At 74.3% G+C, this 25,063-nt stretch carries 23 protein-coding genes; 13 read left to right on the top strand and 10 right to left on the bottom strand.

From position 1 onward, the window contains the following. Window positions 1-13: 13 nt before the first annotated feature. Window positions 14-832 carry an RDD family protein gene (locus BN3788_RS04550; RefSeq protein ID WP_066582629.1) on the bottom strand — a complete coding sequence of 273 codons (819 nt, stop codon included), beginning with the start codon at window positions 830-832 and terminating at the stop codon, window positions 14-16. Window positions 833-882: 50 nt separating this feature from the next. On the opposite strand from BN3788_RS04550, the gene BN3788_RS04545 reads away from it, so the two are divergent. Next, window positions 883-1,872, top strand: coding sequence for a stage II sporulation protein M (locus BN3788_RS04545; RefSeq protein ID WP_066582628.1), 990 nt, complete (start codon window positions 883-885; stop codon window positions 1,870-1,872). Between the two features lie 22 nt (window positions 1,873-1,894). On the opposite strand, the gene BN3788_RS04540 is transcribed toward BN3788_RS04545, so the two are convergent. From BN3788_RS04540 to BN3788_RS04515, 6 genes are all read right to left on the bottom strand, one after another. Then, entirely contained in the window at window positions 1,895-3,049 is a 1,155-nt protein-coding gene (locus BN3788_RS04540) for a winged helix DNA-binding domain-containing protein (protein WP_066582627.1), read from the bottom strand. Between the two features lie 58 nt (window positions 3,050-3,107). Further along, a complete protein-coding gene (locus tag BN3788_RS04535; protein WP_066582626.1) occupies window positions 3,108-4,400 on the bottom strand; it encodes a DUF58 domain-containing protein in 1,293 nt (430 codons plus the stop codon). 6 nt (window positions 4,401-4,406) lie between these two features. Beyond that, entirely contained in the window at window positions 4,407-5,387 is a 981-nt protein-coding gene (locus tag BN3788_RS04530; protein WP_066582625.1) for an AAA family ATPase, read from the bottom strand. 165 nt (window positions 5,388-5,552) lie between these two features. Next, window positions 5,553-6,743: a DUF4350 domain-containing protein gene (locus BN3788_RS04525; protein ID WP_234346478.1), complete on the bottom strand. Its 1,191-nt coding sequence runs from the start codon at window positions 6,741-6,743 to the stop codon at window positions 5,553-5,555. Further along, window positions 6,740-7,414 (bottom strand): DUF4129 domain-containing protein, encoded by a 675-nt coding sequence (locus tag BN3788_RS04520; protein WP_066582624.1) that lies wholly within the window; start codon window positions 7,412-7,414, stop codon window positions 6,740-6,742. The genes BN3788_RS04525 and BN3788_RS04520 overlap by 4 nt, the downstream gene beginning before the upstream one ends. Continuing rightward, window positions 7,411-8,256: a glycerophosphoryl diester phosphodiesterase membrane domain-containing protein gene (locus BN3788_RS04515; RefSeq protein ID WP_066582623.1), complete on the bottom strand. Its 846-nt coding sequence runs from the start codon at window positions 8,254-8,256 to the stop codon at window positions 7,411-7,413. Before BN3788_RS04515 ends, BN3788_RS04520 begins: the two co-directional genes overlap by 4 nt. A 671-nt stretch (window positions 8,257-8,927) precedes the next feature. Between BN3788_RS04515 and mtrA the strand changes: the two genes are divergently transcribed. The 9 genes from mtrA (at window position 8,928) to secA (ending at window position 20,307) form a co-directional block, all read left to right on the top strand. Further along, window positions 8,928-9,611, top strand: coding sequence for an MtrAB system response regulator MtrA (mtrA, locus tag BN3788_RS04510; protein ID WP_066582622.1), 684 nt, complete (start codon window positions 8,928-8,930; stop codon window positions 9,609-9,611). Between the two features lie 32 nt (window positions 9,612-9,643). Further along, window positions 9,644-11,344 carry an MtrAB system histidine kinase MtrB gene (mtrB, locus tag BN3788_RS04505; protein ID WP_066582621.1) on the top strand — a complete coding sequence of 567 codons (1,701 nt, stop codon included), beginning with the start codon at window positions 9,644-9,646 and terminating at the stop codon, window positions 11,342-11,344. Further along, window positions 11,341-13,053: an LpqB family beta-propeller domain-containing protein gene (locus BN3788_RS04500; RefSeq protein WP_066582620.1), complete on the top strand. Its 1,713-nt coding sequence runs from the start codon at window positions 11,341-11,343 to the stop codon at window positions 13,051-13,053. Before mtrB ends, BN3788_RS04500 begins: the two co-directional genes overlap by 4 nt. Window positions 13,054-13,452: 399 nt before the next feature. Continuing rightward, complete coding sequence (locus BN3788_RS04495) at window positions 13,453-14,037, top strand: ComF family protein (RefSeq protein WP_234346477.1); 585 nt, start codon at window positions 13,453-13,455, stop codon at window positions 14,035-14,037. Between the two features lie 188 nt (window positions 14,038-14,225). After that, a complete protein-coding gene (gene hpf / locus BN3788_RS04490; protein ID WP_066582619.1) occupies window positions 14,226-14,894 on the top strand; it encodes a ribosome hibernation-promoting factor, HPF/YfiA family in 669 nt (222 codons plus the stop codon). A gap of 151 nt (window positions 14,895-15,045) precedes the next feature. Further along, entirely contained in the window at window positions 15,046-16,383 is a 1,338-nt protein-coding gene (locus tag BN3788_RS04485; protein ID WP_066582618.1) for a winged helix-turn-helix domain-containing protein, read from the top strand. Window positions 16,384-16,386: 3 nt separating this feature from the next. Continuing rightward, window positions 16,387-17,049, top strand: a complete 663-nt coding sequence (locus tag BN3788_RS18915) for a hypothetical protein (RefSeq protein WP_066582617.1) — start codon at window positions 16,387-16,389, stop codon at window positions 17,047-17,049. After that, window positions 17,046-17,420, top strand: a complete 375-nt coding sequence (locus tag BN3788_RS18910; protein WP_108723787.1) for an EamA family transporter — start codon at window positions 17,046-17,048, stop codon at window positions 17,418-17,420. Before BN3788_RS18915 ends, BN3788_RS18910 begins: the two co-directional genes overlap by 4 nt. Window positions 17,421-17,520: 100 nt before the next feature. Beyond that, window positions 17,521-20,307 carry a preprotein translocase subunit SecA gene (gene secA / locus BN3788_RS04470; protein WP_066582615.1) on the top strand — a complete coding sequence of 929 codons (2,787 nt, stop codon included), beginning with the start codon at window positions 17,521-17,523 and terminating at the stop codon, window positions 20,305-20,307. 63 nt (window positions 20,308-20,370) lie between these two features. Here the strand turns inward: secA and BN3788_RS04465 are convergent, their stop codons facing one another. Beyond that, window positions 20,371-20,865 carry an Rv3235 family protein gene (locus BN3788_RS04465; protein WP_066582614.1) on the bottom strand — a complete coding sequence of 165 codons (495 nt, stop codon included), beginning with the start codon at window positions 20,863-20,865 and terminating at the stop codon, window positions 20,371-20,373. 221 nt (window positions 20,866-21,086) lie between these two features. Further along, window positions 21,087-21,914: a LysM peptidoglycan-binding domain-containing protein gene (locus tag BN3788_RS04460; RefSeq protein ID WP_066582613.1), complete on the bottom strand. Its 828-nt coding sequence runs from the start codon at window positions 21,912-21,914 to the stop codon at window positions 21,087-21,089. Between the two features lie 136 nt (window positions 21,915-22,050). On the opposite strand from BN3788_RS04460, the gene BN3788_RS04455 reads away from it, so the two are divergent. Further along, a complete protein-coding gene (locus BN3788_RS04455) occupies window positions 22,051-22,581 on the top strand; it encodes a hypothetical protein (RefSeq protein ID WP_066582612.1) in 531 nt (176 codons plus the stop codon). A 41-nt stretch (window positions 22,582-22,622) separates the two neighbouring features. On the opposite strand, the gene BN3788_RS04450 is transcribed toward BN3788_RS04455, so the two are convergent. Next, a complete protein-coding gene (locus tag BN3788_RS04450) occupies window positions 22,623-22,853 on the bottom strand; it encodes a helix-turn-helix domain-containing protein (RefSeq protein ID WP_066582611.1) in 231 nt (76 codons plus the stop codon). A 167-nt stretch (window positions 22,854-23,020) separates the two neighbouring features. On the opposite strand from BN3788_RS04450, the gene BN3788_RS04445 reads away from it, so the two are divergent. Together BN3788_RS04445 and BN3788_RS04440 are read left to right on the top strand one after the other, a co-directional pair. After that, window positions 23,021-23,692 (top strand): hypothetical protein, encoded by a 672-nt coding sequence (locus BN3788_RS04445; protein ID WP_066582610.1) that lies wholly within the window; start codon window positions 23,021-23,023, stop codon window positions 23,690-23,692. A gap of 61 nt (window positions 23,693-23,753) precedes the next feature. Beyond that, a complete protein-coding gene (locus tag BN3788_RS04440) occupies window positions 23,754-25,052 on the top strand; it encodes an AAA family ATPase (protein WP_222705420.1) in 1,299 nt (432 codons plus the stop codon). Window positions 25,053-25,063: the final 11 nt, after the last annotated feature.

Here is a 25,063-nt window from a genome sequence, read left to right as displayed (position 1 = left end):
CGTCGGGAGCGGCTCAGTCGACCGGGTCGGGGACGCCGTGGGGGAGTCGCTGCATCAAGAGGCTCTCCTGGGCGGCCCGCTGCCGCCCGGCCTCCGCGCTCGTGTGCTCGCGGCGCCTGCGCTCCGCCAGCACCGCCGCGAGGAACAGCTCCGGATGCGTGCCCGGCGGCGGCGCGGGCGCCACGAACCTCTGCACCTCGACGGCGAGGTCCGTGCCCAGGCTCGCCCGGGACTGGGGGTGCAACGTGGCCGTTCGGGTGAGGAACTGCCGCACCGACAACGCCAGCCCGTCGGGCAGCCGCCGCACATCCGCCCCCGCGGCCCACCCCGCCAAATGCGGGGGCATCATCACCGGGGTCCGCGGCGCGGTTTTGCCCCGCACCCGCACCGCGTACGTCCCCGCGAGGAGGTCTCCCACGCGCTTGCCCTGTGGCTGCACGATCGAGCAGATCAGCGCGACACTGCCGAACGTCAGCCACAGCTCGAACACACCGGTCAGGGCCCGCACGAACGCCTGGCGCAGCCGGATCGGGCCACCATCGTCCCGGACGACGCGGATGCCCACCCCGAGCTTGCCCAGCGAGCGTCCCCGGGTCATCGTGTCCACGGCCGTCGGCAGCACCACCAGCACCGTCGCCAGCGTCGCGATCGACAGGATGCGAGTCGCCGCCTCGCTCGGCGCGAAGTCGGCGCCGCCGAGCACGAGCACCGTGGCGATCAGCACGATCCCCAACGCAGTCAGGTCGATCAGCGCCGCGAGCACCCGCGACAAGAACGACGTCGGCCGGGTGTCGAGCAGCACACCCTCTCCAGTGACGATCCCCTCGTCCATCGGGCTCCTCCTGCAGTTGGCGCGGCGCGTGCTGTGGCAGGGTATCCGGCGTGGACCTGGACGCCTTCACCGCCGTGCACGCCCCGGGCTGGGCGCGCCTCGACGAGCTGAGCCGACGCCGCCGGCTGAGCGGCGCCGACGCCGACGAGTTGGTCCGGCTCTACCAGTCGGTGGCCACCGACCTGTCGAGGGTGCGGTCGAGCGCGCCCGACCCGGAGCTCGTCAGCCGCCTGTCCCAGTCGCTCGCCCGGGCCCGAGCGCGGATCGCCGGATCCCATGAGCCGAGCTGGCGCGACGCCGCCCGCTTCGGGCTCGTCTCCCTGCCGGCCGCGCTCTACCGCATCCGCTGGTGGACGGTCGCGGTGACCGTCGGGTTCCTGGCCCTCGCGGTCGTCGCCGGCGCCTGGGTCGCCACGGAGCCCGCCGCGCTCGCCACCATGGGCACCGAGAGCCAGCGGCTGGAGTACGTGGAGAACGCGTTCGCCTCGTACTACGACCCGGGTATCGGATTCGCGACGATGGTGTGGACCAACAACGCGTGGATCGCCGCCCTGTGCGTGGGCCTCGGCATCACCGGCATCGGCCCCGCGTACGTGCTGATCGGCAATGCCGTGAGCGTGGGCGCCACGGGCGGGATGATGGCCGCGCACGGCGAGCTGGCGCTGTTCCTGCAGCTGATCTCCCCGCATGGGCTGATGGAGCTCACCGCGATCTTCGTGGCCGGCGCCGCGGGGCTGCGCCTGTTCTGGACGTGGATCGACCCGGGACCCCGCCCGCGTGCCCGCGCGCTCGCCGAGGAGGGCCGGTCGCTGTTCACCGTGGCCATCGGCCTGGTGGGGGTGCTCCTGGTCTCCGGCCTGGTCGAGGGGTTCGTCACCGGATCGAGCCTGCCGTGGGCCGTGAAGATCACCATCGGCGCCGCGGTGCTCGCCGCGTTCTGGGCCTACACCCTGGTGTTGGGCCGCCGGGCCGTCGCCGACGGCGAGACCGGCGACCTCGAGGACGATCGCGCGGGGTACTCGGTGGCCGTCGCCGGGTAGCAGCCGCCCGCCGGGCCCCGGCTCAGGCATTGACGATCGCGACGTCGTGAGCGTCCGCGTCCTCGGCGAGGAATCTCGCCAGAGCCTCCGCCTCCGCGGCCATCTCGTCGCGCTCGGCGCGGGCCAGCGGCCGCAGGAGCTGCACCTCGAGCGTCGCCGTGGCCCGATCGCGCCGCAGCGACCAGGCGGCGGCGACGAACCCGTCGACCAGCACACTCCCCGGGGTCAGCCCGTTCGCCCGCGCGAAAGCCTGGCGGTCGTCTTCGGAGACGATGCGGCCGCGGTCGGCGTGGCTGAGCAGCACATTGTCGAAGTCGGGGAGGAACCGCACCGGCGCCGGTGTCTCCGGGGCTGGGCGCGGCGCGTCCGGGAGGTCGAAGAGCTCCCTCCCGGGGCGACCCGACGGCCCCGACTCGGCGCGGAACGCCACCAGCTCCCCGCGCAGTCCCTCCAGCACCGGGGCCAGCCGCGTCAGCCCGATCCAGCGCTGCACGTCCGCGGTGCTCGCGGGGCCGAACGCGGCGAGGTACCGCAGCACGACCTGGCGCAGCGCCGCGTCGTGCGTCTCGGGGTCGTCGAGGTCCTCGGGCTCACGGCCGAGCCATGCCCGGGTGGTCGTCCAGACCGTCGCCCCCGACCGCCCCCACACCGCGCGGGGAGGCGTCTGGACGAGGGCGAGCAGATAGCGCACACCGTGTGCCAGGGCCTCGGGAGCGCCCTGCGGCCAGCGCTCGCGCAGGCGCTCGCCCAGTCGAGCGGGGGTCATGGGCTCTGCCTCGAGGATCTCCCGGCCCGCCGCGGCGAGCTCAGCCAGGTCGAGGGCGTGCAGCGTGTCGGAGAACGGCCCCTTGCCGCGCACTCCCCGCTCGCCCACGGCGGCGGTGAGCACCGGGAGCAGCAGCGCGTCGTCGGCGGTGAGCAGGTGCACCGTCGAGCGCATCGCGGCCACGCGCGCCACTTCCCGGCCCACCAGCAGGTCACCGAGCTCGGTGGGACTGAACGGCGCCAGCCGGGACCACAGCGCCGTGTACGGCGACCACGGGGCCTGGGCTTGCAGGCCCACCAGGTGCGTGACCTCGTCCAGGACGCTGGCCTCGTGGCGGGCCAGGAGGTGCTGCCGGGCCAGCAGCGCGCGGTTCAGCGCTCGGCGGCCCAGGACGGGTGCGGGTGCCTGCATGCGAGCGACCCTAGGGCCGGACGCCGACACCCTGCCTCCGCTCGACGCCGTGCTGCGCTCAGAGGCGGCCGGCGGCCTTCAGCGCGAGGTACGTGTCCGCCAGCCGCGGCGCCAGGTCGTCGGGCAGCGCGTCGACCACCTCGATGCCGCGCTGGCGCAGGCGCACGGCGACGGCCCCGCGCTCCAGCTCGGCGCGCTCGGCGGCTGCCGCGTCGAAGACCTCGGAGACATCGCCCCGGCCGGTGCGCAGCGCCTCCACCTCCGGGTCCCGCACGGCCGCGAGCACCACCTGGTGGCGTTCGGCGAGCTGGCCCACGACCCCCAGCAGCCCCTGCTCCACGGCGGCGGGCTCCAATGAGGAGAGCAGCACCACCAGTGCCCGCTGGGACAGGCGCTCGCGCACCATGCTCACAACGCCCGGCCAGTCCATCTCGACCAGCGCAGGCTCGACGCCCGCCAGCGCGTCGGCGACGGCGGGCATCAGCCGTGGCCCGCTGAACCCGGCGACCCGGCCCCGCAGCGTGCGGTCGTAGGCCATGAGCTCGACCCGGTCGCCGGCGCGCGAGGCCAGCGCCGAGAGCAGCAGCGCCGCCTCGATGGACGCGTCGACGCGCGGCGCGTCCTGCACCCGCACGGCAGCGGTGCGCGAGGTGTCCAGGACGATCAGCACCCGGCGGTCGCGTTCGGGACGCCAGGTGCGGACCACGACGTCGGCGCGTCGCGCGGTGGCCCGCCAGTCGATCGAGCGCACGTCGTCGCCGATCACGTACTCGCGCAGCGAGTCGAACTCGGTGCCGGCGCCACGCACCTGCACGGCGGCGCGCCCGTCGAGCTCGCGCAGGCGCGCCAGCCGGCTCGGCAGGTGGCGCCGGGACGCGAACTCGGGCAGCACCCGCAGCACCCCCGGCACGTCCAGCGAGGCCTGGCGCCCGGCGATGCCGAGCGGCCCCAGGGTGCGGATCGTCACGCGATCCGCACGGCGGTCGCCGCGGCGCGTGGGGGCCAGCACTGTCGAGACCCGGGTGGACTCGCCCGGCGGCAGGTCGACCGGGTGGCGGTTGGGGCCCGCGCCAGCCGACGGCAGCCACGCGTCCCGCACCAGCGCGCGCAGCCGGCGGGGGCCGACGTTCGCCAGGGTGAGCGTCGAGCGCGCGGTCTGCGTCAGCCGCACCGAGCCCGGCGTCGAGCGGGTGACCGCGACCTGGCGGGGCGAGGCCGCCAGCAGCGCGTCGACAGCGCACACCGCCGCCACGACCAGCGCCCACACCAGCACGGTGCCGGGCACGGGGACGAGCAGCACCGCCACCGTCCCCAACGCGGCGAGGGGCACGGCCCGCCAGGTGATCGTCATCGAGCGTCAGCGGGGGACGGGCACGGAGGCCAGCACCGTGTCGAGCACGCTCTCGGTGGTGACGCCCTCGAGCTCCGCCTCGGCCCGCAACTGCACGCGGTGCCGCAGGGTCGGGTGGGCCAGCGCCTTGACGTCGTCGGGGGTCACGTACGGGCGGCCGGACATCCACGCCCACGCGCGAGACGTGGCGAGCAGCGCGGTGGCGCCTCGGGGGGACACCCCCAGGGACAGCGACGGCGACTGGCGGGTCGCGCGGCACACGTCCACCACGTAGCCGAGCACCTCGGGCGCGACCTGCACCCGGGCGACCTCCGCGCGGGCCCGGGCCAGCACGTCGGCGCCCGCGACCGGCCGCACGCCGGCGGCCCGCAGGTCGCGCGGGTCGAAGCCGGCGGCATGCCGGGCCAGCACCTCGACCTCGTGGACGCGCTCGGGCAGCGGCAGGGTCAGCTTGAGCAGGAACCGGTCGAGCTGCGCCTCGGGCAGCGGGTACGTGCCCTCGTACTCCACCGGGTTCTGGGTCGCGATCACCATGAACGGGTCGGGCAGCGGACGCGCGAGCCCGTCGACGGACACCTGGCGCTCCTCCATCGCCTCCAGCAGCGACGCCTGGGTCTTCGGGGGCGTGCGGTTGATCTCGTCCGCGAGCAGCAGGTTGGTGAAGACCGGGCCCTCGCGGAACGAGAACTCGGCGGTGCGCGCGTCGTACACGAGCGAGCCCGTGATGTCCCCGGGCATCAGGTCGGGGGTGAACTGGACGCGCTTGGTGTCCAGGTCGAGGGCGGCGGACAGCGTGCGCACCAGCAGCGTCTTGGCGCCGCCGGGCACACCCTCGAGCAGCACGTGGCCGCGGCACAGCATCGCGATCACCAGCCCGGTGACCGCCGAGTCCTGTCCGACGACTGCCTTGCCGACCTCGGACCGCACCGCGCCGAGGGTCTCGCGCAGGGCGGCGGACGGCGTGTCGTGGTCCGCGGGCGCGGCCAGGACTTTTGTAGCAACCGCGCACCCCGCGCAGACGCCGGCCGGCGTAAGCCCGCCGGCGGCGTCGGTGGTGAATAGGAGACGGGGGGGGGGGGGGCCCGGCGGGGTGGTGCCCCGGGGCGGGCCCCCCCGGGGGGGCCGCCCCCCCGCCGTTCGTGTGTGCCTCGGTCACGTTCGGTGAACCTCGCTCTCGAGCTCGTCCAGCGTGCGGGCCAGCAGCGCCAGCCCGGTGTCGTCCGTCGGCGGCGGCCCGTACAGCAGCCCCGCCACGTCCTCAGCCGCCCGCCCGGTGGCGCGGGCCAGCGCGTCGATCACCACGGGCGCGGGCGCCGATCGGGGGAGCCCGAGCTGTGCCGCCGTCCGGGTCGCCACCCCCGCGCGGAGCGCGGCGGCCGCATGGCCGTACGACCGGGAGCGACGGTACAGGCGGCCTCGTCCACGCGTCGCCTCGCCCGACCGCACCGTCACCGGCAGCGGCTCGACGACGACGCGGCCGAGCCGCCGGGCGCGCCACACTGCGGCGACGGCGGCCACCAGCAGGAGCTGCAGACCGAGCGGGCCCGCCCAGGGCGGCAGCATGTCGCGCAGCGGCGGCCCGGCGGCCTCGCCGGTGTCGGCGAGGGAGGGCACGTACCAGACCAGGTGGTCGTGGCGGCCGAGGGTGCGCAGCGCGAGCGCGGCGTTGCCCTCGGCGGTGATCGTGTCGTTGGCCAGCAGCGACCCGTCGGCGAGCGCCGTGACGCGGCGCTCGCCCTCGACGACCAGGTACGCGCCGGCGGCGGACTCGCCGCCCGGGACCGGGAAGCAGGTCGTGGCGGCGTCGTCGAGCGCGACGAACCCCCTGCCGCTGACGTCCACCGTGCCGGCGGCCAGCGCGTCCGGGTCGGCGCACTCGGCGGTGCGGACCTGCGGGGGCGCGAACTCCGCGGTGGTGTCGGCCGACGACGTGACGAGCGAGAGGATCCAGACCGGGTCGATCAGGACGAGGTCGGCCTCGGACGCGGCGATCTGGGCTGCCTGGTCGTCGGTGAGCGTGGCGTCGCTGGTGACGAGCAGCGTGGTCCCGGGGCCGGCCGCCTCGAGCGCTGCCGCGGAGGCGCGGACGTAGGTGATGTCCACGCCCTGCTCGCGGAGCACCTCGGCGAGGGCGCGGGAGCCGTTGGCGGACGGGTTGTCGGGGGCCAGGGCCACCGTCGACGTGCGCGGCGCGGGCAGCGCGGCGAGCAGGCCGACCAGCAGCACGAGGCACACGATGGCCAGCGGCCAGCGTGCTCGCCGCCACCGGCTGCGGGCCCGGGAGCGGCCGGTGGTGCCGTCGCCGACGACGGGCGCGGTCGCGGGGGCGATCGTGTCGGTCACAGCGACCACCCCGTCGGCTCGGGAGCGGCGCTGGCGGCATCGAGCGGGCGCTCGGCCGCGACCCGCGCGTCGACGGCGCGCAGCCACACATCGTCCTGCTCGCGCGCGCGGACGCCGCCGTAGACCACGTCGTCGAACAGGCGGCCCGCGGCCTGCAGGTCCTCGGCGCGGGCGGGCAGCCGGCGGACGGCCACCGCGACCACCTCATGCGCGGTGCGCCCGGGCCGCTCGTCCAGCAGCGCCCGCTCTTCGAGGGCGCGGACGACAGCGCGGAAACGGTCGGCGACGGCGGCGTCCCAGACACCCTGCGCGGCGGCGGCATCGGCGGCGGCGCGGAGCTCGGCGGCGCTGCGGCCCTCGTCGTCCGCGAGCACGGCCCGGTGGGCGGACCCGTGCCGGGCACGGCGCACCGGGCCCGCGATCCACAGCGCCACGGCGGCGACCACGACGAGCACGGCGACGACGATCAGCACCGCGGCGCGCGGCGGCAGGGCGAGCTGGGGCGCGTCGCCGAACAACCCGGCGAGCCAGTCGAGGATGCGCTGCAGGAGGCTCGGGCCGCGGTGGTACACCGGGTCGGCCAGCTCCTGCTCGAGCAGCGCCCGCGCGTCGTCCGCGCCCGGCTGCACCGGGACGTCGGACAGGCGCGGGCCGTGGAACACGAAGGTCATGCGGCCGTCTGGTCGGCCGCGCGGGCCAGCTCGACGTCGAGCCCCTCACGGCGCATGCGGATGTCGATGTACAGCAGGGCCACCACGGCAGCGGAGAAGACGGTGGTCAGCGTGTACGAGATCACGTTGGCGATCGAGCTGACCGCGATCCCGCCGAACGAGAGCATCAGCGGGTCGTTGAAGAACACCCCGGAGATGACGGCTGTCGGCACGGCGATGATCCCGACCACGACGGACATGATGATCTGCACCAAGAGGTAGATGCCGAACAGGCGCCAGAAGCTGCCGCGGGTGAGCTTCCAGCCGCGCCGCACGGTGGCCCAGAACGCGCCGCCCTCGAGCATCAGCGCGGGGGCGACGAGCAGCATGCGCACGGAGATCCAGACGGTGGCGGCGAGCATCAGCAGGCTGCCGAAGATCGCGGCGATCCCGACCAGCGCCCACCGCTCGTCGCTGGCGGCGAGCACGATGCCCCCAGCCACGACGGCGTAGCCCACGGCGATCACGGCCAGATAGAGCAGGGTGATGCCCAGCACCCACCACACGCGCCGCTTGGAGACGCGGACCGCCTCGCCGAGTGTGACCGTCTGCCCGATCACCGAGCGGCTCACCGACACGATGAGCAGTCCGGTGAGCACCGTCGTGGCGACCAGCAGCAACGGCAGGCTGAGCAGGGAGCCGAGCGTCATGCCCAACTGCTGGTCGAGCCCGAGGTCCCCGGTGGGGTCGGCCGTCGCGGAGAAGTCCGCGAGGGCGCCGGAGATCAGGCCGCCGACGTACCACTCGAGCGCCGCCTGCACGATGACCACGACGGTGACGACCATGACGGCGAGCCCGAACATCACGCGCGGGTTGGCGCGGATCGAGCGGAAGGCGCCGTCGAGGATCTCCCCGACGCCGAGGGGGCGCAGTGGGATGATCCCCGGCTGCAGGGCCGGCGGGCGCCAGCCGCCCGGTCCGTACGGCGCGGGCGCGCCCGGCTGCCCGGGGCCGGCCTGGCCGTAGGCGGGCTGGCCATATGCGGGCTGCCCGTACGCGGGCTGCCCGTACGCGGGCTGCCCGTAGGCGGGATCGCCGTAGGCGGGCTGCTGCCAACCTGGCGCCTGCTGCCAACCGGTCGGCTGCGGGCCGTACCCGGGCGCCTGGGCGCCTGGCTGCCCCGGCGCCGGGCCCCAACCCGAGGGCGCGGGCGGCGCCTGCGGGGCCGGGGCTGAGCGGGGTCCTGGCCGTCGGGAGATCCCGGAGCCTGAGCCGAGGGCCGGGGCGCGTCCTCGTGCGGCGTGGTCATCGACTCATGCTCCCTGGTGCGCGGGCGGCGGCGGCTGAGCGCTCATCGTGCCATGTCACGCCTTCGTGATGCGGCAATGTCGGCGCGCGGTGGGCCGGGCAGGGCCGACGGGCGCGGCGAGGCGGCGTGACGCGCCCGGATGCGAGCGGGACGCGACCGGGACGCGACCGGGTGATCTGTTCGCATATGGCGCTGCCTGCTGATTCTCGGTGCGATCATGTGTCCATGAAGGGTCGGGTCCTTGTGGTCGACGATGACGTCGCGCTGGCGGAGATGATCGGCATCGTGCTGCGCTCAGAGGGTTTCGACCCGGTGTTCTGCGCGGACGGCGACGATGCCATCGGCGTGTTCCGGGCGTCGCAGCCCGACCTGGTGCTGCTCGACCTGATGCTGCCCGGGAAGGACGGCACCGAGGTGTGCCGCCAGATCCGTGCCGAGTCGGGCGTGCCCATCGTCATGCTCACCGCCAAGGCCGACACGGTGGACATCGTGCTGGGGCTGGAGTCGGGGGCGGACGACTACATCTCGAAGCCGTTCAAGCCCAAGGAGCTCATCGCGCGGGTCCGCGCCCGGCTGCGCCGCAGCGACGAGCCCGTGCCCGAGCACCTCGGCATCGGCGACCTCACCATCGACGTCACCGGGCACCGTGTCTCTCGGGATGGCACGCCCATCTCGCTCACCCCGCTCGAGTTCGACCTGCTCGTCGCCCTCGCGCGCAAGCCGTGGCAGGTGTTCACCCGCGAGGTGCTCCTCGAGCGCGTGTGGGGGTACCGCCACGCTGCCGACACACGCCTGGTCAACGTTCACGTGCAGCGGCTGCGGTCGAAGATCGAGGCGGACCCCGAGCGGCCTGAGATAGTCGTGACGGTGCGCGGGGTCGGCTACAAGGCCGGGGCCCCAGCGCTCTGAGCCGGGCCACCGCGCAGGACGGACGCAACCGCATGGGACGTGCGAGACGCACCTGGCGGCTCGCCCGCCTGCGCGCCGTCGGCGCCGGGCGCGCGCTGTCCCACGCGTGGCGGTCGTCGCTGCAAGTGCGGGTCGTCACCTCCACGCTCGCCATCGGCCTGGTCGCGCTCGCGCTCGTCGGCGTGACGCTCTCCCAGCAGATGCGCGACGGCCTGTTCACCGAGCGCGTGGAGCTCGTCCTCGATGAGAGCGCCCGCGCCACCCAGCAGGCCCAGGAGACGTTCGACGCGTCCACCGCGACCTCCGTCACCGAGGCCCAACGGCTGCTCAACGACGTCATGCGGGCCCTGCGCTCGGGCGGCTCCGGCGAGCGCGAGGTCCTGCTCTGGCAGGCGCCGGGCCAGGCGATGCTGGTCAACTCGGCCGTCTCGGACCCCGCCCTGTTCGGACTGGTGAGCGACGACCTGCGCCGGGCCACCACCGAGGGGGCCGGCCAGCGCTGGCAATCGGTGGGCTGGCCGGACTCGGGCGCGGGGGCGCGTACCGCCGAGCAGGGCGTCGTCCCCGCCGTGATGGTCGGCCAGACGGTGTCCGTGCCGCGCGCCGGCACCTTCGAGCTCTACTTCCTCTACAACCTGCAGGCCGAGCAGGAGAGGCTCGAGTTCCTGCAGCGCATGCTCGCGATCGGCGCCGCGGCGCTGGTGGTGCTGCTCGGCACCATGACCTGGGTCGTGACACGCCAGGTCGTCCGGCCGGTGCGGGCGGCGGCGCAGGCGGCCGAGCGCATCGCCGACGGGCACCTCGACGAGCGGATGCCCGTGCGCGGCGTCGACGAGCTCGCGACCCTCGGCCGCTCCTTCAACGAGATGGCGCAGGGCCTGCAGGAGCAGATCGGCCGGATGGAGGAGCTCGGGACGCTGCAACGCCGCTTCGTCTCCGACGTCTCTCATGAGCTGCGGACGCCGTTGACGACCATCCGGATGGCGGGGGAGGTGCTGCACGGCGCCCGCGAGGACTTCGAGCCGTCGATCAAGCGCTCCGCCGAACTGATGCAGACCCAGCTCGACAGGTTCGAGGACCTGCTGGCCGACCTGCTGGAGATCAGCAGGTTCGACGCGGGCGCCGCGACCCTCGACGCGGAGGACCGCGACGTGCGGGAGGTGGTGGGAGCCGCTGCCGACCACGCGTTCCCGCTCGCCGAGCACCGCGGCGTCTGGCTCAGCGTCGCGCTGCCGGATGCCCGCTGCGCCGCGGACATCGACCCACGCCGGGTGGAGCGCATCCTGCGCAACCTGCTGGACAACGCGATCGAGCACGCCGACGGCAGCACGGTGGCGGTGACGCTCGCCGCCGACGCGCAGGCCATCGCCGTCACCGTCCGCGACCACGGTGTGGGGATGACCGACGAGGCCGCCGCGCACGTCTTCGACAGGTTCTGGCGTGCGGACCCGGCCCGGGCCCGCACCACCGGCGGCACGGGGCTCGGGCTGGCGATCTCCCTCGAGGACGCGCACCTGCACGGCGGCTGGCTCGAGGCGTGGGGCCGTCCGGGCGGCGGAGCCTGCTTCCGGCTGACCCTGCCGCGCCGCGCGGGCATCCGCCTGCAGGGCTCGCCGCTGCCCCTCGTCCCCGTCGAGGACCCGGAGCCGCCCACGACTCCCCAGCGCCAGCCGCTCGACCCGGCGGCGCTCCCCGAGCTCGACGACGAGCTCGACCACCAGGAGGTCCGATGACCCGGCGCCCGATCCGCGCGCTCCGTGCTGGCGCCGTGGCGCTGGCCGTGGCGGTGGCGCTGACGGCCTGCGTCTCGATCCCGACCCGTGGGCCCGTCGCCGAAGGCGTCGCGGAGGTCAACGAGCCCGCCCCCGTGACGCTGCTCGGCTACTCGCCGGGGCATGACGCCTCGCCCATGGAGATCGTCCAGGGCTTCCTCAACGCGAACGCCGCGGGGTACAGCCGTGAGACCACCGCCGACGTCAGCACGACGTTCTCGGTGGCCCGCGAGTACCTGTCGGGCGAGGTGCGCTCGACGTGGAACCCCGATGAGCAGGTGATCGTCTACCCGACGGCCAGCAGCCCCGAGATCACGCTGCTGACGGAGACGCAGGTGCAGGTGAAAGTGGGCGTCGCGGCCCGCATCGACGCCGACGGCGTCTACGAGGAGAGCGCGCCCGGCTCGCTGCAGCCCCTGGTCTTCGACCTGGTCAAGGACAGCAGCGACCAGTGGCGGATCTCCCGGCTGGACAACGGGGTGGTGCTCTCGGAGCCGAACTTCGAGCTCGTCTTCCGCCAGGCGGCCGTTTACTTCCTCTCCGCGGACAGCACACACCTGGTGCCGGAGACCCGCTGGTTCCCCGTGCGCAACCTCGCCACGTCCGTGGTCCGCGCGCTGATGGACGGACCGTCGCCGTGGCTGCGCGACGCGGTCCGCACAGCGGTGCCGGATGGCGTCCAGCTCGAGACGGGCGCGGTGCCGGTGGACGCGGACGGCACCGCAGAGGTGTCGTTGTCGGGGGCGGCGCTCGGTGACGTGGAGGATCGCGCGCGGATGCTCGCCCAGCTCGAGGCGACCTTGGACATCGCCCAGGTGAACTCGGTGGAGGTCCTCGCCGGCGGGGTGCCGCTCGCGTGGGAGCCGGCGAGGCTGGCCCGCGGCTCGCTGCCGAGCGACGCGGCGCTGGAGGGGGTGCAGGACGACATGCTCATGACGCTCGGCCGCGGGGAGCTGTCGCCGGTGGCTGGTGTGGGGCCGCTGACAGGTCTGGACGTCACTGGCGCCGCGCGGAACGAGGCCGGCACGGTGCGCGTGCTCCTGTCCGGGGGCGACACGCTGCTGCGGGCCTCCTCCTCCGGCGGGGATGAGCAGCTGCTCGCCGCCGAGGCGCTCACCGCGCCGTCCGCGGACCGGCTGGGCTGGGTGTGGACGGCGGCGGCAGGGCCTGACGGGCCGGTGATCACGGCGGTGCGGGGCGGCGGCGCCCGGCAGGTGGTGCGCGCCGACTGGCTCGCGGGGCGCACGGTGCAGGAGATCCGGGTCGCGCGGGACGGCACGCGGGTCGCGGTCCTGTCGACGGGTGCGAGCGGGTTCGGCCTCGATGTCACGGGCGTGGTGCGCGACCAGGAGGGCGCCCCCCTGCAGCTCGGGGAGCCAATCGCCACGGGCGCCACCCTGACGGAGGCGTCGCGTGTGGTGTGGGTCGACGAGTCGACGCTGGGCGTGCTGGGCAAGACCGCCGCCGCGACGTCGACGACGGTGTACCTGGTGCCACTGGCCGGGCAGACGCGCGCGCTGCCCGCGCTCGAGGGGATCGTCGCGCTCGCGGGCGGCAAGGGGGAGCGGGCGCTGTATGTCACGACGGCGGACGGCGAGCTGTTCGTGCGGTCGGGGCCGAGCTGGGCGTATGTCTCCTCGGGGGTGCGGGCTCCGTCGTTCCCGGGCTGAGCCGTTCGCGAGATGAGCCGTTCGCGGGATGACCCGTCCCCCGGCTGAGCGCCGGGCCCGATGACCGTTGTCCGCCCCCAGCCCGCCGTGGCCGCGGGCCGTCCACGGCAAGGGCGCCCAGCGCGGCCCCTGCCGTGCGGCGGTGGCACTGTCCACTCCATGACCGAGCCTCACCCCGCAGGCGCCAGCGCATCCCACCTCGCACCCCCTCCCTCGGCGGCCTCCGTTTCTGGTGTCGTTCGCGGACTCCGTCGTGCTCTGACCGACGTCGGGCGGCTCGTGCTGCCGGTGGACTGCGCGGGATGCGGGGCATTCGACGTGGCGCTGTGCCCCGCCTGCGCCGCACTGCTCCGTGCTCCGCCCTGGCGGTGCGAGGGCGCGGCGCCGCGGCTCGACACCATGGACGGTCGCGCGCCGCTGCCCGTGTGGGCGCCGGCGCCGTGCGTGGGGCCTGTGCGGGAGATCGTCGTGTCGTGGAAGGACCGTGGCCGCGTCGACCTCAGCCGTCACCTGGCGGACGCCACGGCGGGCGCCGCCCGGCAGGTGGCTCCTGCGCTGGGCGGCTGGAGCCCGTCGACCAGCCTGCTCGTCGTTCCCGCGCCCTCATCCGTCACGGCGCGCTGGCGACGAGGCGAGGACCTCGTGGGCCGGCTCGCCGCCGCGGCGGCCCAGGCGCTCGCGGACGGGCTGCCGGGCACGCGGCCGTGCCGCGCGCTGCGGCGACGGTGGGGCGGTCACGACCAGGTCGGGCTGGGAGCCCGCTCTCGCGGCGCCAACCTCGCCGACCAGATCGTGGTGCGCCGGTCGACGCGCGCGCAGGTGGGAGGCAGTCCGGTGCTCCTCGTCGACGACGTGCTGACCACCGGCGCGACCCTCGCCGCATGCGAGCGCGCGCTGACCGCCGCGGGGGCCGTCGTGATCGGCGCGCTCGTGCTCGCGGCCACTCCGCCACCCGGTCGGCGGAGCGGCGGAACTGGAACCTGAGCCCTCGTCGGGATAGCGTTGACCTCAGAACCGACAGGTCGGGGCGAGGTCGCTCCGATGCCCTGCTCGGTCCCGGGCGCAGGCCAGGCCACGGGAGGAGGTGGTGCCGCACGATCGCCCCATCGGGGCGTCTTGGTACGTCACCGGGCGGTGTTCCCCCCGCCCCTGGTCCCTCCCTGGAGGTCTTCATGGAGATTGTGGTCGTTGGTCGTCACACCGAGGTGCTGGAGAAGTTCCGCCGGCATGCCACGGACAAGCTGACGAAGCTGGCCCAGCTCGCTCCCCGTGCTCAGCGCATCGACGTGGTCGTCACGCACGAACGCAACCCGCGACAGGCAGGCAGCTGCGAGCGGGTGGAGCTGACGGTCGTGGACAAGGGCCCAGTGATCCGCGCCGAGGCGTGCGCGGACGACCGCTTCGCAGCGCTGGACCTCGCCATCGCGAAGCTGCAGGAACGGCTGCGGCGCTCGCGCGACCGCCGCAAGGACCACCACAACCGGACCCTGATCCCGCCGAGCGAGGTGCCCGTCGACGTGCGGCCGCCGAGCGACGACGACCAGGAGCCCGAGCAGACGGTCGCGGTGGCCCCGGGCGACGTCGTGGAGCTGACGCTCGGCGACTCCCCGGTGGTGATCCGCGAGAAGGTCCACTCGGCCCACCCCATGACGATCGATGACGCGCTCTACGAGATGGAACTGGTGGGGCACGACTTCTACCTGTTCATCGACGCGGAGACCGCTCAGCCCGCGGTCGCCTACCGCCGCCACGGCTGGAGCTACGGCGTGATCAAGCTGGACACGCCGGTGCGCACGAACGGCAACGGCGAGCTCGCCGAACGGCAGACGGCACGGGTGTAGCAGCCGACCGAGCGGTCCTCCTGGACGGCTCGATCACCTGACGACAGGCCCCGTGGGCATCGCCCGCGGGGCCTGTCCGCGCGTGCGGGCCGGGAACTTCACGCCGGGATGACCCACGCCAGATGTCACCGCCCGACGGCAGGATGGCCCGGTGGCCTCACTCCCGCTCACCCAGCCCTCCGCCGACGCCTCCCGGCAAGGATCCGGCCGGGTCGCGCCAGCGCCGCGAGACTCGCTCTCCGCGTCCCAGGCGCGTCGCGTCGCGCTCCGGGCCCAGGGGCTCGACCGCGGCCGCCCGGTGCGGACGGGTCCGGTCACCATGCGCCAGTACCTGCAGGTCGTCGACAGGCTGGGCCTCCTGCAGATCGACTCGGTGAACGTGCTGGCCCGCGCGCACCTCATGCCCGTCTACTCCAGGCTCGGGCCGTACGACACGACGCTCCTCGACCGCGCCGCGGGCCGGGCGCCACGCCGGCTCGTGGAGACGTGGGCGCATGAGGCGTCGTTCGTGCCGCCGGAGACCTACCGGATGCTGGGCTGGCGCAGGCGTTCGTACCGCACATCCGCGTGGGGGTCCGTCCGTGACGTGCCGCTCGCGCATGCGGCGGAGGTCGCGGAGATCCGCGGGCTCGTCGCCGCGCACGGCCCGGTCACTGCCAGCCAGATCCACGCCTACTTCGAGGCCGAGCATCCCCGCACCCGCACCGAGTGGGGATGGAACTGGACTGTCGCCAAACGTGTGCTCGAGTACTTGTTCTTCACCGGCGAGGTCGCCGCCGCCCGTCGCAACGCCCAGTTCGAGCGCTGCTACGACCTGGCCGAGCGGGTGCTGCCCGCGGCGGTGCTGGCGAGTCCCGAGCCCACGGATGACGAGGCGCTCCGCGGGCTCGTCGAGATCGGGGCGCGGGCGCATGGCATCGGGTCCGCGAAGTGCCTGCTCGACTACTTCCGGCTGCGCGGGCCCGCGGCGACGCGCGCGCTGGACGAGCTCGTGGAGGACGGCGTCCTGCTGCCCGTGCGCGTCGAGGGCTGGGGTCGGGCGGTCTACCTGCACCGGGACGCGACGGTGCCACGGCAGTCCGCGGCCCGCACGCTGCTGAGCCCGTTCGACCCGCTGGTGTTCGAGCGGCGGCGGCTCGAGGAGCTCTTCGGCCTGCGCTACCGCATCGAGATCTATGTGCCCGAGCACAAGCGCGTGCACGGCTACTACGTGCTGCCGTTCCTGCTGGGGGAGCACCTGGTCGCATTGGTGGACCTCAAGGCCGACCGCCGTGCCGGCGTGCTCCGCGTGCACGCCGCGCATCGGACCCCGGGGGCGCCGGGCGGGGAGGCCGCCGACGTCGCCGACGCGCTGGCCGCCGAGTTGCGCGTCCTCGCCGGCTGGCTGGGCCTGTCCGACGTGCAGGTCGGCGGGGCGGGGGCCGGGGCGTCCGGCGGGCTCGCCGCCGCGCTGGCCGACGCCCTCTCCGGCGCCACGACCGGACCGTGAGAGATGGCCGCCGAGGGGGTCGACGCGCGCGTCGCGTTGACCCGATCAGGTGACTTCGCGCTGGTGGCCTTGGGCGCGGTGCTGTGGGGGGCGGGCGGCCTCGCGGGCGCCGAGCTCGGCGCGGTGGCGGGGATGTCGGCGACTGCCGTCGCGGCATGCCGGCTGCTGTCCGGCGGCCTCCTGTTGCTCGGCATCGTCGCGGTGTCCGGCCGGCTCGACCAGGTGCCGCGCACCCGGGCCGCGGCGGGAAGGGTGGCCGCGACGGCGGCGCTCGCGGCCCTGTACCAGGCGTGCTTCTTCGGCGCGGTGGCCAGCGCGGGCGTCGCGATGGCAACGCTCGTCGCGCTCGGGTCGGCGCCGGTGATGGTGGCGGCCGGGGTCGCGCTGCGGAGCCGTCAGGCGCCGTCAGGGCAGGTGCTGGCCGCCCTCCTGCTGGCGCTCGGCCGCCTAGGACTGCGCGTCGGAGCGTCCCGCTACGTGCCGTCAGTGCAGCCCCCGGTGCGATCGATGCGCCGCACCGCGGCTGGGGTTGCCCGGCTCTGTCTCTCACACACATCCCCCGCTGCCGGGGACGTCCCACGTCCGTCGGGGCGCCGGCGTCCGGGGAGGCGGGCGGCGCCGGGGTGCTGCTGGCGCTCGGCTCGGGGGCTGGGTTCGCCGCGATGACGCAGCTCAACACGCGCCCGGTCCCGGGGCTGGGCGCGCTGCCGCTCGTGGGCCTCGCGTTCGTCTGCGGCGGCCTGCTGCTCACGGCCGCGGTGCTGGTGACAGGAGCCGGTCCCTTACTGCCCCGGGAGGCCGGCGGATGGGTCTTGCTGCTCTTCCTCGGGGCGGTGCCGACCGCGGCCGCCTACGCCGCGTACTTTCGCGGCCTGCGCAGCGTGCCGGGGACCACCGCCGCGCTGCTCGCGTTGCTCGAGCCCCTCGCCGCCACTGTCGGCGCCGTGCTCCTGCGGGACGAGCGGCTGGGCGTGGCGGGGGTGCTGGGAGCCCTCCTGCTGCTCCTCGCCGTAGTCGTTCTTCGACCGAGGCCATAACCCTCGCCTACGATGGTCAGCGCCCCGGCCGTGCGGTCGGGTCCGCCCAGACCGCTCCGACGCCTCGGCGTGCGGAGCGCGAACACGTGGGGAGTGACGCGTGCCTGCGATTCTCGACAAGGTCCTGCGCTTCGGCGAGGGCCGGATCGTCAAGAAGCTGTCCGGAATCGCCCAGCAGGTGAACGCGCTGGAGGACAGTTTCCAGACGCTCTCCGACGCGGAGCTGCGCGAGGAGACGGACCGCTTCAAGGCGCGTCTGGCCGACGGCGAGACCGTCGACGACCTGCTCCCCGAGGCGTTCGCCGCGGTCCGGGAGGCGTCCCGGCGCACGCTCGGCCAGCGGCACTTCGACGTCCAGCTCATGGGCGGCGCGGCGCTGCACCTCGGGAACATCGCCGAGATGAAGACCGGTGAGGGCAAGACGCTCGTCGCCACTGCCCCCGCGTACCTCAACGCGCTCACGGGCAAGGGCGTGCACGTCGTCACCGTGAACGACTACCTCGCCGAATACCAGGCCGAGCTCATGGGCCGCGTGTACCGGTTCCTGGGGCTGACCTCGGGCGTGATCCTGTCGAACCAGCGCCCGGCCGAGCGTCGCGCCCAGTACGCGGCAGACATCACGTACGGCACGAACAACGAGTTCGGCTTCGACTACCTGCGCGACAACATGGCGTGGACCACCGACGAGCTCGTGCAGCGCGGCCACCACTTCGCGATCGTCGACGAGGTCGACTCGATCCTCATCGACGAGGCGCGGACCCCGCTGATCATCTCGGGCCCCTCGTCGGGCGACGCGAACCGCTGGTACGCCGAGTTCGCCAAGGTGGCACGCCGCCTGCAGGCCGAGCGCGACTACGAGGTCGACGAGAAGAAGCGCACCGTCGGAGTCCTCGAGCCTGGCATCGCGCGGGTCGAGGACTACCTCGGCATCGACAACCTGTACGAGTCGCTCAACACGCCGCTGATCGGGTTCCTCAACAACGCGATCAAGGCCAAGGAGCTGTTCAAGCGCGACAAGGACTACGTCGTGATGAACGGCGAGGTCCTCATCGTCGACGAGCACACGGGCCGCATCCTGCCCGGCCGCCGCTATAACGAGGGCATGCACCAGGCCATCGAGGCGAAGGAGGGCGTGGCCATCAAGGCCGAGAACCAGACCCTCGCCACGATCACGCTGCAGAACTACTTCCGCCTGTACGACAAGCTCGCGGGCATGACCGGCACCGCCGAGACTGAGGCCGCCGAGTTCCAGGGCACCTACAAGCTCGGCGTCGTCCCCATCCCCACCAACCGCCCGATGCTGCGCATCGACCAGGGCGACCTGGTCTACAAGGCCGAGGAGGGCAAGTTCGACGCGGTCGTCGCGGACATCGTCGAGCGGCACGCCAAGGGCCAGCCGGTGCTGGTCGGCACCACGAGCGTCGAGAAGAGCGAGCTGCTCTCCGCCAAGCTGAAGAAGCAGGGCGTCCCGCACGAGGTGCTCAACGCCAAGCAGCACGCGCGTGAGGCGTCGATCGTCGCGCAGGCGGGCCGTAAGGGCGCCGTCACCGTCGCGACGAACATGGCCGGCCGTGGCACCGACATCATGCTGGGCGGCAACGCCGAGTTCATGGCCGTCGCGGACCTCGCCGCACGGGGGCTGGACCCGGCCGAGAACGCGGAGGAGTACGAGGCAGCCTGGCCCGACGCGCTCGCGAAGGCGACTGAGGCTGTGGCGGCGGAGCACGACGAGGTCGTCGAGCTCGGCGGGCTGTACGTGCTCGGCACCGAGCGGCACGAGTCCCGCCGCATCGACAACCAGCTCCGTGGCCGCTCCGGCCGTCAGGGCGACCCGGGCGAGTCCCGGTTCTACCTGTCGCTGCAGGACGACCTGATGCGCCTGTTCAACTCGCAGATGGCCGAGTCGATGATGACCCGGGCGGGTTTCCCAGATGACATGCCGCTCGAGTCGAAGATCGTCACGCGCGGGATCCAGAGCGCCCAGTCGCAGGTCGAGGGCCGCAACTTCGAGATCCGCAAGAACGTCCTGAAGTACGACGACGTCCTGTCGCGCCAGCGCACGGTGATCTATGACGAGCGCCGCCGTGTGCTCGAGGGCGAGAACCTGCAGGAGCAGGTCGGCCACTTCCTCACCGACGTCATCACGGACTACGTGGCCGCCGCGACGGCCGAGGGCCGCCCGGAGGACTGGGACCTCGACGCGCTGTGGACCGCCATCCGGGGCATCTACCCGATCACGATCACGCCGGAGGAGGTCGTCGAGCAGGCGGGCGCCCCGACGCGGTTGTCGGTGGAGCTGCTGCAGACCGAGATCCTCTCCGACGCGCGGATCGCCTACGCCGAGCGCGAGGCGGCCATCGGCTCGGAGAACATGCGCCAGCTCGAGCGCCGCGTGGTGCTGTCCGTGCTGGACCGCAAGTGGCGTGAGCACCTCTACGAGATGGACTACCTCAAGGAGGGCATCGGGCTGCGCGCGATGGCCCAGCGCGACCCGCTCATCGAGTACCAGCGCGAGGGTTTCCAGCTCTTCGGCGCGATGACCGAGTCCATCAAGGAAGAGTCGGTCCAGTACCTGTTCAACCTCGAGGTCAAGGTCGCGGAGCCGGAGGCCGAGGCAGGCGCTGAGGGCGCTGCCGCCGTGACCGCCGAGTCGGCTGCTCAGGCGGCGCTCGGCGCCGGCGCCGCAGCCGCCGGGCCTCGTCCGGGAGCCCTGGTCGCCAAGGGCATCGACGGGCCGGAGCAGCGGGCGCCGCTGCAGTACTCCGCGCCGAGCGTGGATGGCAGCGCTGACGTCGTCACGCGTTCTGAGGGTGGCGAGGCCCGGCCCGAGGCCGGCGGCGCCGCGAACCGTCAGGAGCGCCGCAAGGCGGCCAAGCGCAAGCGCTGACGCATGACGTGAGGCCGGGTCGGTGGCAACCGACCCGGCCTTCGTCATGTGCGGGGGCGGCGGTCAGCCGATCTCGAGGGCGACAGCCCGCCAGGCGCCCCGGCGTTCCTCGACCCGGACCGCGACGGCTCGCACCCGGGCGCCGTCCTGCACGACGATGCTCGCCTCCGCCACGCGCTGGCCGAGGCGGCAGACCCGTGCCCGGCGCACCTCGGGCCGCGGGGCGGGCCGGGAGGAGCCCAGCGACCGCTCGGTGACCGCCGCGCGTGCGGCGAGCCGCTCATAGACCTCAGGCGTCACCCAGCGGGCGAGCTGGGAGAGGGAACGGGTGCCGGTCAACGCCTCCAGCGCCACGAGCACGATCGAGCAGCACACCGACGTCGGCTCCGGCAGGGGGTCGCAGCCCGGCTCATCGGGCTCTGGCGTCTGGCGCGACGCCTGGAGAGCGTTGCGTCGCCGTTCGCGGGTGCGCTCCTCGAGCGTCGGTGGACGGACCGGGCCCGGGCCGCTGGCCGCGCGGGGGCGGCTTCCCGGCGCCAGGTGGGGGATGAGGCGCATGTGGACGGATGCCTGCGGTGCTCGGCCCGTTGTCGCTCCCGACCGTGACGGCGCCGGTTCCGGCTCGTCGGCCACGGCCGGGAGCGTGGGCCGGACCGCATCGGTCGAATGCGATGCGGCCGGCGACGCCGGCGCGGGCGGCGTCGGGCGAGTGGGCGGCGCCGTCGGGCGCAGATGGGCGAGGGCGGCCTCGGCGGAGGTGAGTGGCGGCGCGGTGGTGGTCATGACGCGCTCCCCTCCACCGGGACGTCCAGGGGCGCCGTCTCGTCGAGCTCGGGCGAGGGCGCGTCGAGCGTTTGGCCCGGGTGGATGACGTCGGGATCCGCGCCGATCGCGGCGGCGTTCGTCTCATGCCACCGGGGCCAGGCGGCGGCGATTTCCGCGGCGCCGGCGTCGGGTCCGAGGTGATCGGCGGCGATCTTCCAGAGGCTGTCGCCGGGGGCGACGACGACCTGCGCCGACGTCGGCTGCGTGAGGTCGGCGGGCATCGGCGGCTGCGAGCCAGGCGCCTGCGTCGACGCGCTCACGGTGATTGTCGCGGCGTCTGTCGCGGCGGTGTGCGCCCGGTCCTCGTCGGCGGGCCCGGCAGGTGGCGCTGCGGGCACGGCGTCGATCTGGGTGTCGGCCGTTGCGGTCGTGGTGGTGGGCGTCCAGCCCAGGTCGGTGTCGGCCGCATGCGCCACACCGCCCACGGAGAGCCCGAGCCCGGCGCCGACGGCCAGCACGAGCGTGCGCCGCACGAGGGTGGGCGCGCACCGATGCACGAGCCGCTCGCCGGCGGCCCATCCGCCGCCGACCACGCGTGCTGCGGCGCATGCGGTCGCGACGAGCAGCGAGAGGGCGAGCCAGGCGGTGAGGGCGGCGCCGATGGCGACGACACCGATCTCCACGGCCTGGTCGATCCGCAGGGCTGAGAGGTCGGCGGTGGCGATGCTGCGGAGTCGGACGGCCAGAAGGCCGGTGAGTGCGGCGCTGGCCGCGAGGCCCACGGGCAGCGCCAGCAGCCTCAGGATCCGGGGAGCGCCGGGTGGGCGGTCGAGCGCTGTCATGCGGTCACCCTCGTTTCATGCAGTTTGATGTCGTTTGGTGTTCGTCGTGCCCTAGGTCTACTGCATGAGCGCCACAAGATCCAGACATCACGCCGGAAGTGGACAACTCGTCAGGATTCGGCCTTACGGTGTGCGGATGCGTTGGGAAGCCCTGTTCGCCGATCTCGAGGCCCAGTTCGCCGCCCACGGCGCAGCCGAGCTCGACGCTCAGGTCGCCGAGCTGACCCGTGCGGAGCGGGCCACTGTCGCGATCGGCGACCGCCTGCGCGCAGCCCGGGGCGGTGTCCTGTCGGTGCGCCTGCGGGGTGGGTCGACAGCCGAGGGGCAGGTCCTCGACGCCGCGCCGCAGTGGCTGCTCCTCGGGGCGCAAGGGCGCCAGGCGCTCATCCCACTCGCGGCGGTCGTCGTGGTCACGGGGCTCGGGCCGTACGTCGCGCCGAGCCCCGGGGTGGTGGAGGGCCGGCTCACCCTCGGGCACGCGCTACGGGCGCTGGCCCGCGACCGGGTGCTCGTGCAGGTCGAGGTGGACGGAACCGAGCTCACCGGACGCATCGAGCGCGTCGGCGCCGATCACCTCGACCTCGCAGCAGGGCACGGCGAGGCGGCCCGACGGGACGGGCTCGTGGCTGTGCCGTTCGCGGGGCTCCGCGCCGTGAGGTCGCGGTGAGCCGCTCCGCGCGGGTTGCCGACTCAGCGTGGGTTGCCGGCTCAGTGCGGGCTGTCGACCTGCTGGCCCGCGTCGGACTCGATCCGCGCGCGCGTCTGCGCGTACATGCGCTCGATGTACCGCTCGAGCTCCTGCGCCTCGACGCGCCACTGCAGGCGGCCGCCGATCTGGATCGCGGGAAGCTCGCCCGAGCGCACCAGCGCATATGCCTGGGCGGCTGAGATGTTCAGCACCTCGGTCACGTCGGCGAGCGTGAGGAACCTGGGGGCCATGTTCGCAGTGTGGCACGCACGCGCACGCAGGAGCCGTTGTGCACAAGGCTGCGACCGGGATGTCCTGTTCCTGCTCGCTTGTCGGCATGATGGGCATCGCGACGGCGCCGCGCAGCGGGGTGGACCCATGCCCGGCGTCGCACCAGGAGCCAGGAGAAGGAGTCGGGATGGACACGTCCGTGCTTGAGCTGCCGGCGCCGGCGGTGAGCCGTCTGCGCAGGCCAGGCTGGCGCGACCCGCGCCTGCTCGCTGGCCTCGCGATGGTCGCCGGCTCGGTGGCGCTCGGCTCCTGGGTGGTGCAGGACGCCCAGCGCACCGTGGACGTCTACGTGGCGCGGGGCACGATCACCCCCGGCAGCGGACTGGCCGCCGATGCCCTGGGCATCGCCCAGGTCCGCCTCGGCCCCGGCGAGCTGGACCGGTATCTCACCGTCGCGGACGGCGTCCCGGACGGCGCCGTCGCGGTGCGGGTCGTGGACGCTGGCGAGCTGCTCCCGCGCTCTGCCGTGGGCGCCGCGGGCGACCTGGACGTGCGGCCGCTTGCCGTCCCCGTGGACCAGACGCTGTCGCAGGACGTGGTGGTCGGCTCCCAGGTCGACCTGTGGGAGGTTCCGGAGGCCGTCCGGCGTGCGGACGGGACCATGGCGCCGGGCGCCCCAGAGGCGTTGGCCGAGGGATTGGTGGTGGCCGAGGTCACGCGCCCCGACGGGGCGTTCACCACAGGCGGGTCCAGCGTGGTGCAGGTCTTGGTGCCGAAGGGCGAGCTGCCAGCCGTGCTCGCCGCCGTGATGGGCGAGGGCGCCGTGCAGGTCATGCACGTCCCCGGGACCGGGGGCTGAGGTGGCCGTCGGTGTGCTGTGCGCGGTCCGGGGGAGCGCGGAGTCACAGATCGTGCAGGCGATGGACGGCGCCGGGGGGAGGCTGAGCGTCACGCGGCGCTGCGCCGACCTGGCCGAGCTGCTGGCCGCGGCCGACGCGGGCCTGGGCCAGGTGGCCGTCGTCTCGGCGGACCTGCCGCAGCTCGACCGCGAGGCCGTCGCGACGCTGCACCGGTGCGGCGTGCGAGTCGTGGGGCTGGCGGACGCGGGCGCCCGGTGGGCGGCGGAGCGGATCACAGCCTTCGGGGTGGACCTGATCGTCGACACGCCTGAGGACGCCGCCGGCGCGGAGGCGCTGGTGCGCGACGTGGTGGCCGTCCTCGAGTCGCCCCTGGGAGGCGGGGACCGGCCCGGCTCGCACGCCGCGCCCGCGTCGGCCTCGTCGTCCCTGGGCTCCGCGGGCGCGGCCACCGGGGCAGCCTCCGCGGCGAGGGAGCCCGGCCGGCTCATCGCAGTGTGGGGGCCCACCGGGGCACCCGGGCGCACCACCGTCGCGATGAACCTCGCGGCCGAGCTCGCGGTGTTGGGCCGCACCGCGCTGCTGGTCGACGCGGACACCTACGGCGGGACTGTGGCACAGGCCGTCGGGCTGCTCGACGAGGCGCCCGGGCTCGCGGCGGCGGCGCGGGCCGCCGGGCAGGGCGTCCTCGACGTCCAGGCACTCGCCCGGCTCTCACCGCTGCTCGCGCCAGGCCTGCGGGTGCTGTCCGGCATCTCGCGCCCGGACCGGTGGCCCGAGCTCCCGGGGGCGTCGCTCGACGTGGTGTGGACGGTCGCGCGCGCCCTCACCGACTGGACCGTCGTCGACTGCGGCTTCTGCGTGGAGCAGGACGAGGTGCTCAGCTACGACACCCGCGCGCCACGCCGCAACGCGGCGACGTTGTCCGCCCTGCAGGACGCCGACGAGGTCGTGGTGGTCGGCGGCGCCGACCCCATCGGCGTGCAGCGGCTCGTGCGCTCGCTCAGCGAGCTGGCCGAGCTCGGCGTGCCGGGGCGGCGCACCGTCGTCGTCAACCGGGTGCGGCCGGGCGTCGTGGGACCACGGCCGGGGGAGGCCATCGCGGAGGCGCTCGCCCGGTACGCGAGCATCGTCGACCCCCACCTCGTGCCGGACGACCCCTCAGCGCTTGACGCGGCGCTGCTGGACGCGCGGCTCCTGCACGAGATCGTGCCCGGCTCGGCGGTGCGGCGGGCCCTCGCCGCGCTGGCCACGCGCGTGTCGAGCACCCCGCGCAGGACGACGGCGCCCGGCGCGCAGGAGCAGACCGCGACGAACGAGATCGACTCGTTCGCCGTCGCGGCGCGCCTCGCGAAGGCCTGAGTAGCGCCGCC

The organism is Cellulomonas timonensis (assembly GCF_900046455.1).
GTDB lineage: Bacteria > Actinomycetota > Actinomycetes > Actinomycetales > Cellulomonadaceae > Cellulomonas_A > Cellulomonas_A timonensis.
Note: the sequence above shows the minus strand (reverse complement) of the source record. Positions and strands in the feature narration are given on the sequence as shown.

Excerpts from the sequence above, each read along its gene's own strand:
- BN3788_RS04550 (WP_066582629.1), bottom strand. The coding sequence starts at position 832 with ATGGACGAGGGGATCGTCACTGGAGAGGGTGTGCTGCTCGACACCCGG.
- BN3788_RS04540 (WP_066582627.1), bottom strand. The coding sequence starts at position 3,049 with ATGCAGGCACCCGCACCCGTCCTGGGCCGCCGAGCGCTGAACCGCGCG.
- BN3788_RS04535 (WP_066582626.1), bottom strand. The coding sequence starts at position 4,400 with ATGACGATCACCTGGCGGGCCGTGCCCCTCGCCGCGTTGGGGACGGTG.
- BN3788_RS04520 (WP_066582624.1), bottom strand. The coding sequence starts at position 7,414 with ATGACCTTCGTGTTCCACGGCCCGCGCCTGTCCGACGTCCCGGTGCAG.
- BN3788_RS04515 (WP_066582623.1), bottom strand. The coding sequence starts at position 8,256 with ATGTTCGGGCTCGCCGTCATGGTCGTCACCGTCGTGGTCATCGTGCAG.
- mtrA (WP_066582622.1), top strand. The coding sequence starts at position 8,928 with ATGAAGGGTCGGGTCCTTGTGGTCGACGATGACGTCGCGCTGGCGGAG.
- mtrB (WP_066582621.1), top strand. The coding sequence starts at position 9,644 with ATGGGACGTGCGAGACGCACCTGGCGGCTCGCCCGCCTGCGCGCCGTC.
- BN3788_RS04500 (WP_066582620.1), top strand. The coding sequence starts at position 11,341 with ATGACCCGGCGCCCGATCCGCGCGCTCCGTGCTGGCGCCGTGGCGCTG.
- BN3788_RS04495 (WP_234346477.1), top strand. The coding sequence starts at position 13,453 with ATGGACGGTCGCGCGCCGCTGCCCGTGTGGGCGCCGGCGCCGTGCGTG.
- hpf (WP_066582619.1), top strand. The coding sequence starts at position 14,226 with ATGGAGATTGTGGTCGTTGGTCGTCACACCGAGGTGCTGGAGAAGTTC.
- BN3788_RS18915 (WP_066582617.1), top strand. The coding sequence starts at position 16,387 with ATGGCCGCCGAGGGGGTCGACGCGCGCGTCGCGTTGACCCGATCAGGT.
- BN3788_RS18910 (WP_108723787.1), top strand. The coding sequence starts at position 17,046 with ATGACGCAGCTCAACACGCGCCCGGTCCCGGGGCTGGGCGCGCTGCCG.
- BN3788_RS04465 (WP_066582614.1), bottom strand. The coding sequence starts at position 20,865 with ATGCGCCTCATCCCCCACCTGGCGCCGGGAAGCCGCCCCCGCGCGGCC.
- BN3788_RS04460 (WP_066582613.1), bottom strand. The coding sequence starts at position 21,914 with ATGACAGCGCTCGACCGCCCACCCGGCGCTCCCCGGATCCTGAGGCTG.
- BN3788_RS04455 (WP_066582612.1), top strand. The coding sequence starts at position 22,051 with ATGCGTTGGGAAGCCCTGTTCGCCGATCTCGAGGCCCAGTTCGCCGCC.
- BN3788_RS04450 (WP_066582611.1), bottom strand. The coding sequence starts at position 22,853 with ATGGCCCCCAGGTTCCTCACGCTCGCCGACGTGACCGAGGTGCTGAAC.
- BN3788_RS04445 (WP_066582610.1), top strand. The coding sequence starts at position 23,021 with ATGGACACGTCCGTGCTTGAGCTGCCGGCGCCGGCGGTGAGCCGTCTG.
- BN3788_RS04440 (WP_222705420.1), top strand. The coding sequence starts at position 23,754 with ATGGACGGCGCCGGGGGGAGGCTGAGCGTCACGCGGCGCTGCGCCGAC.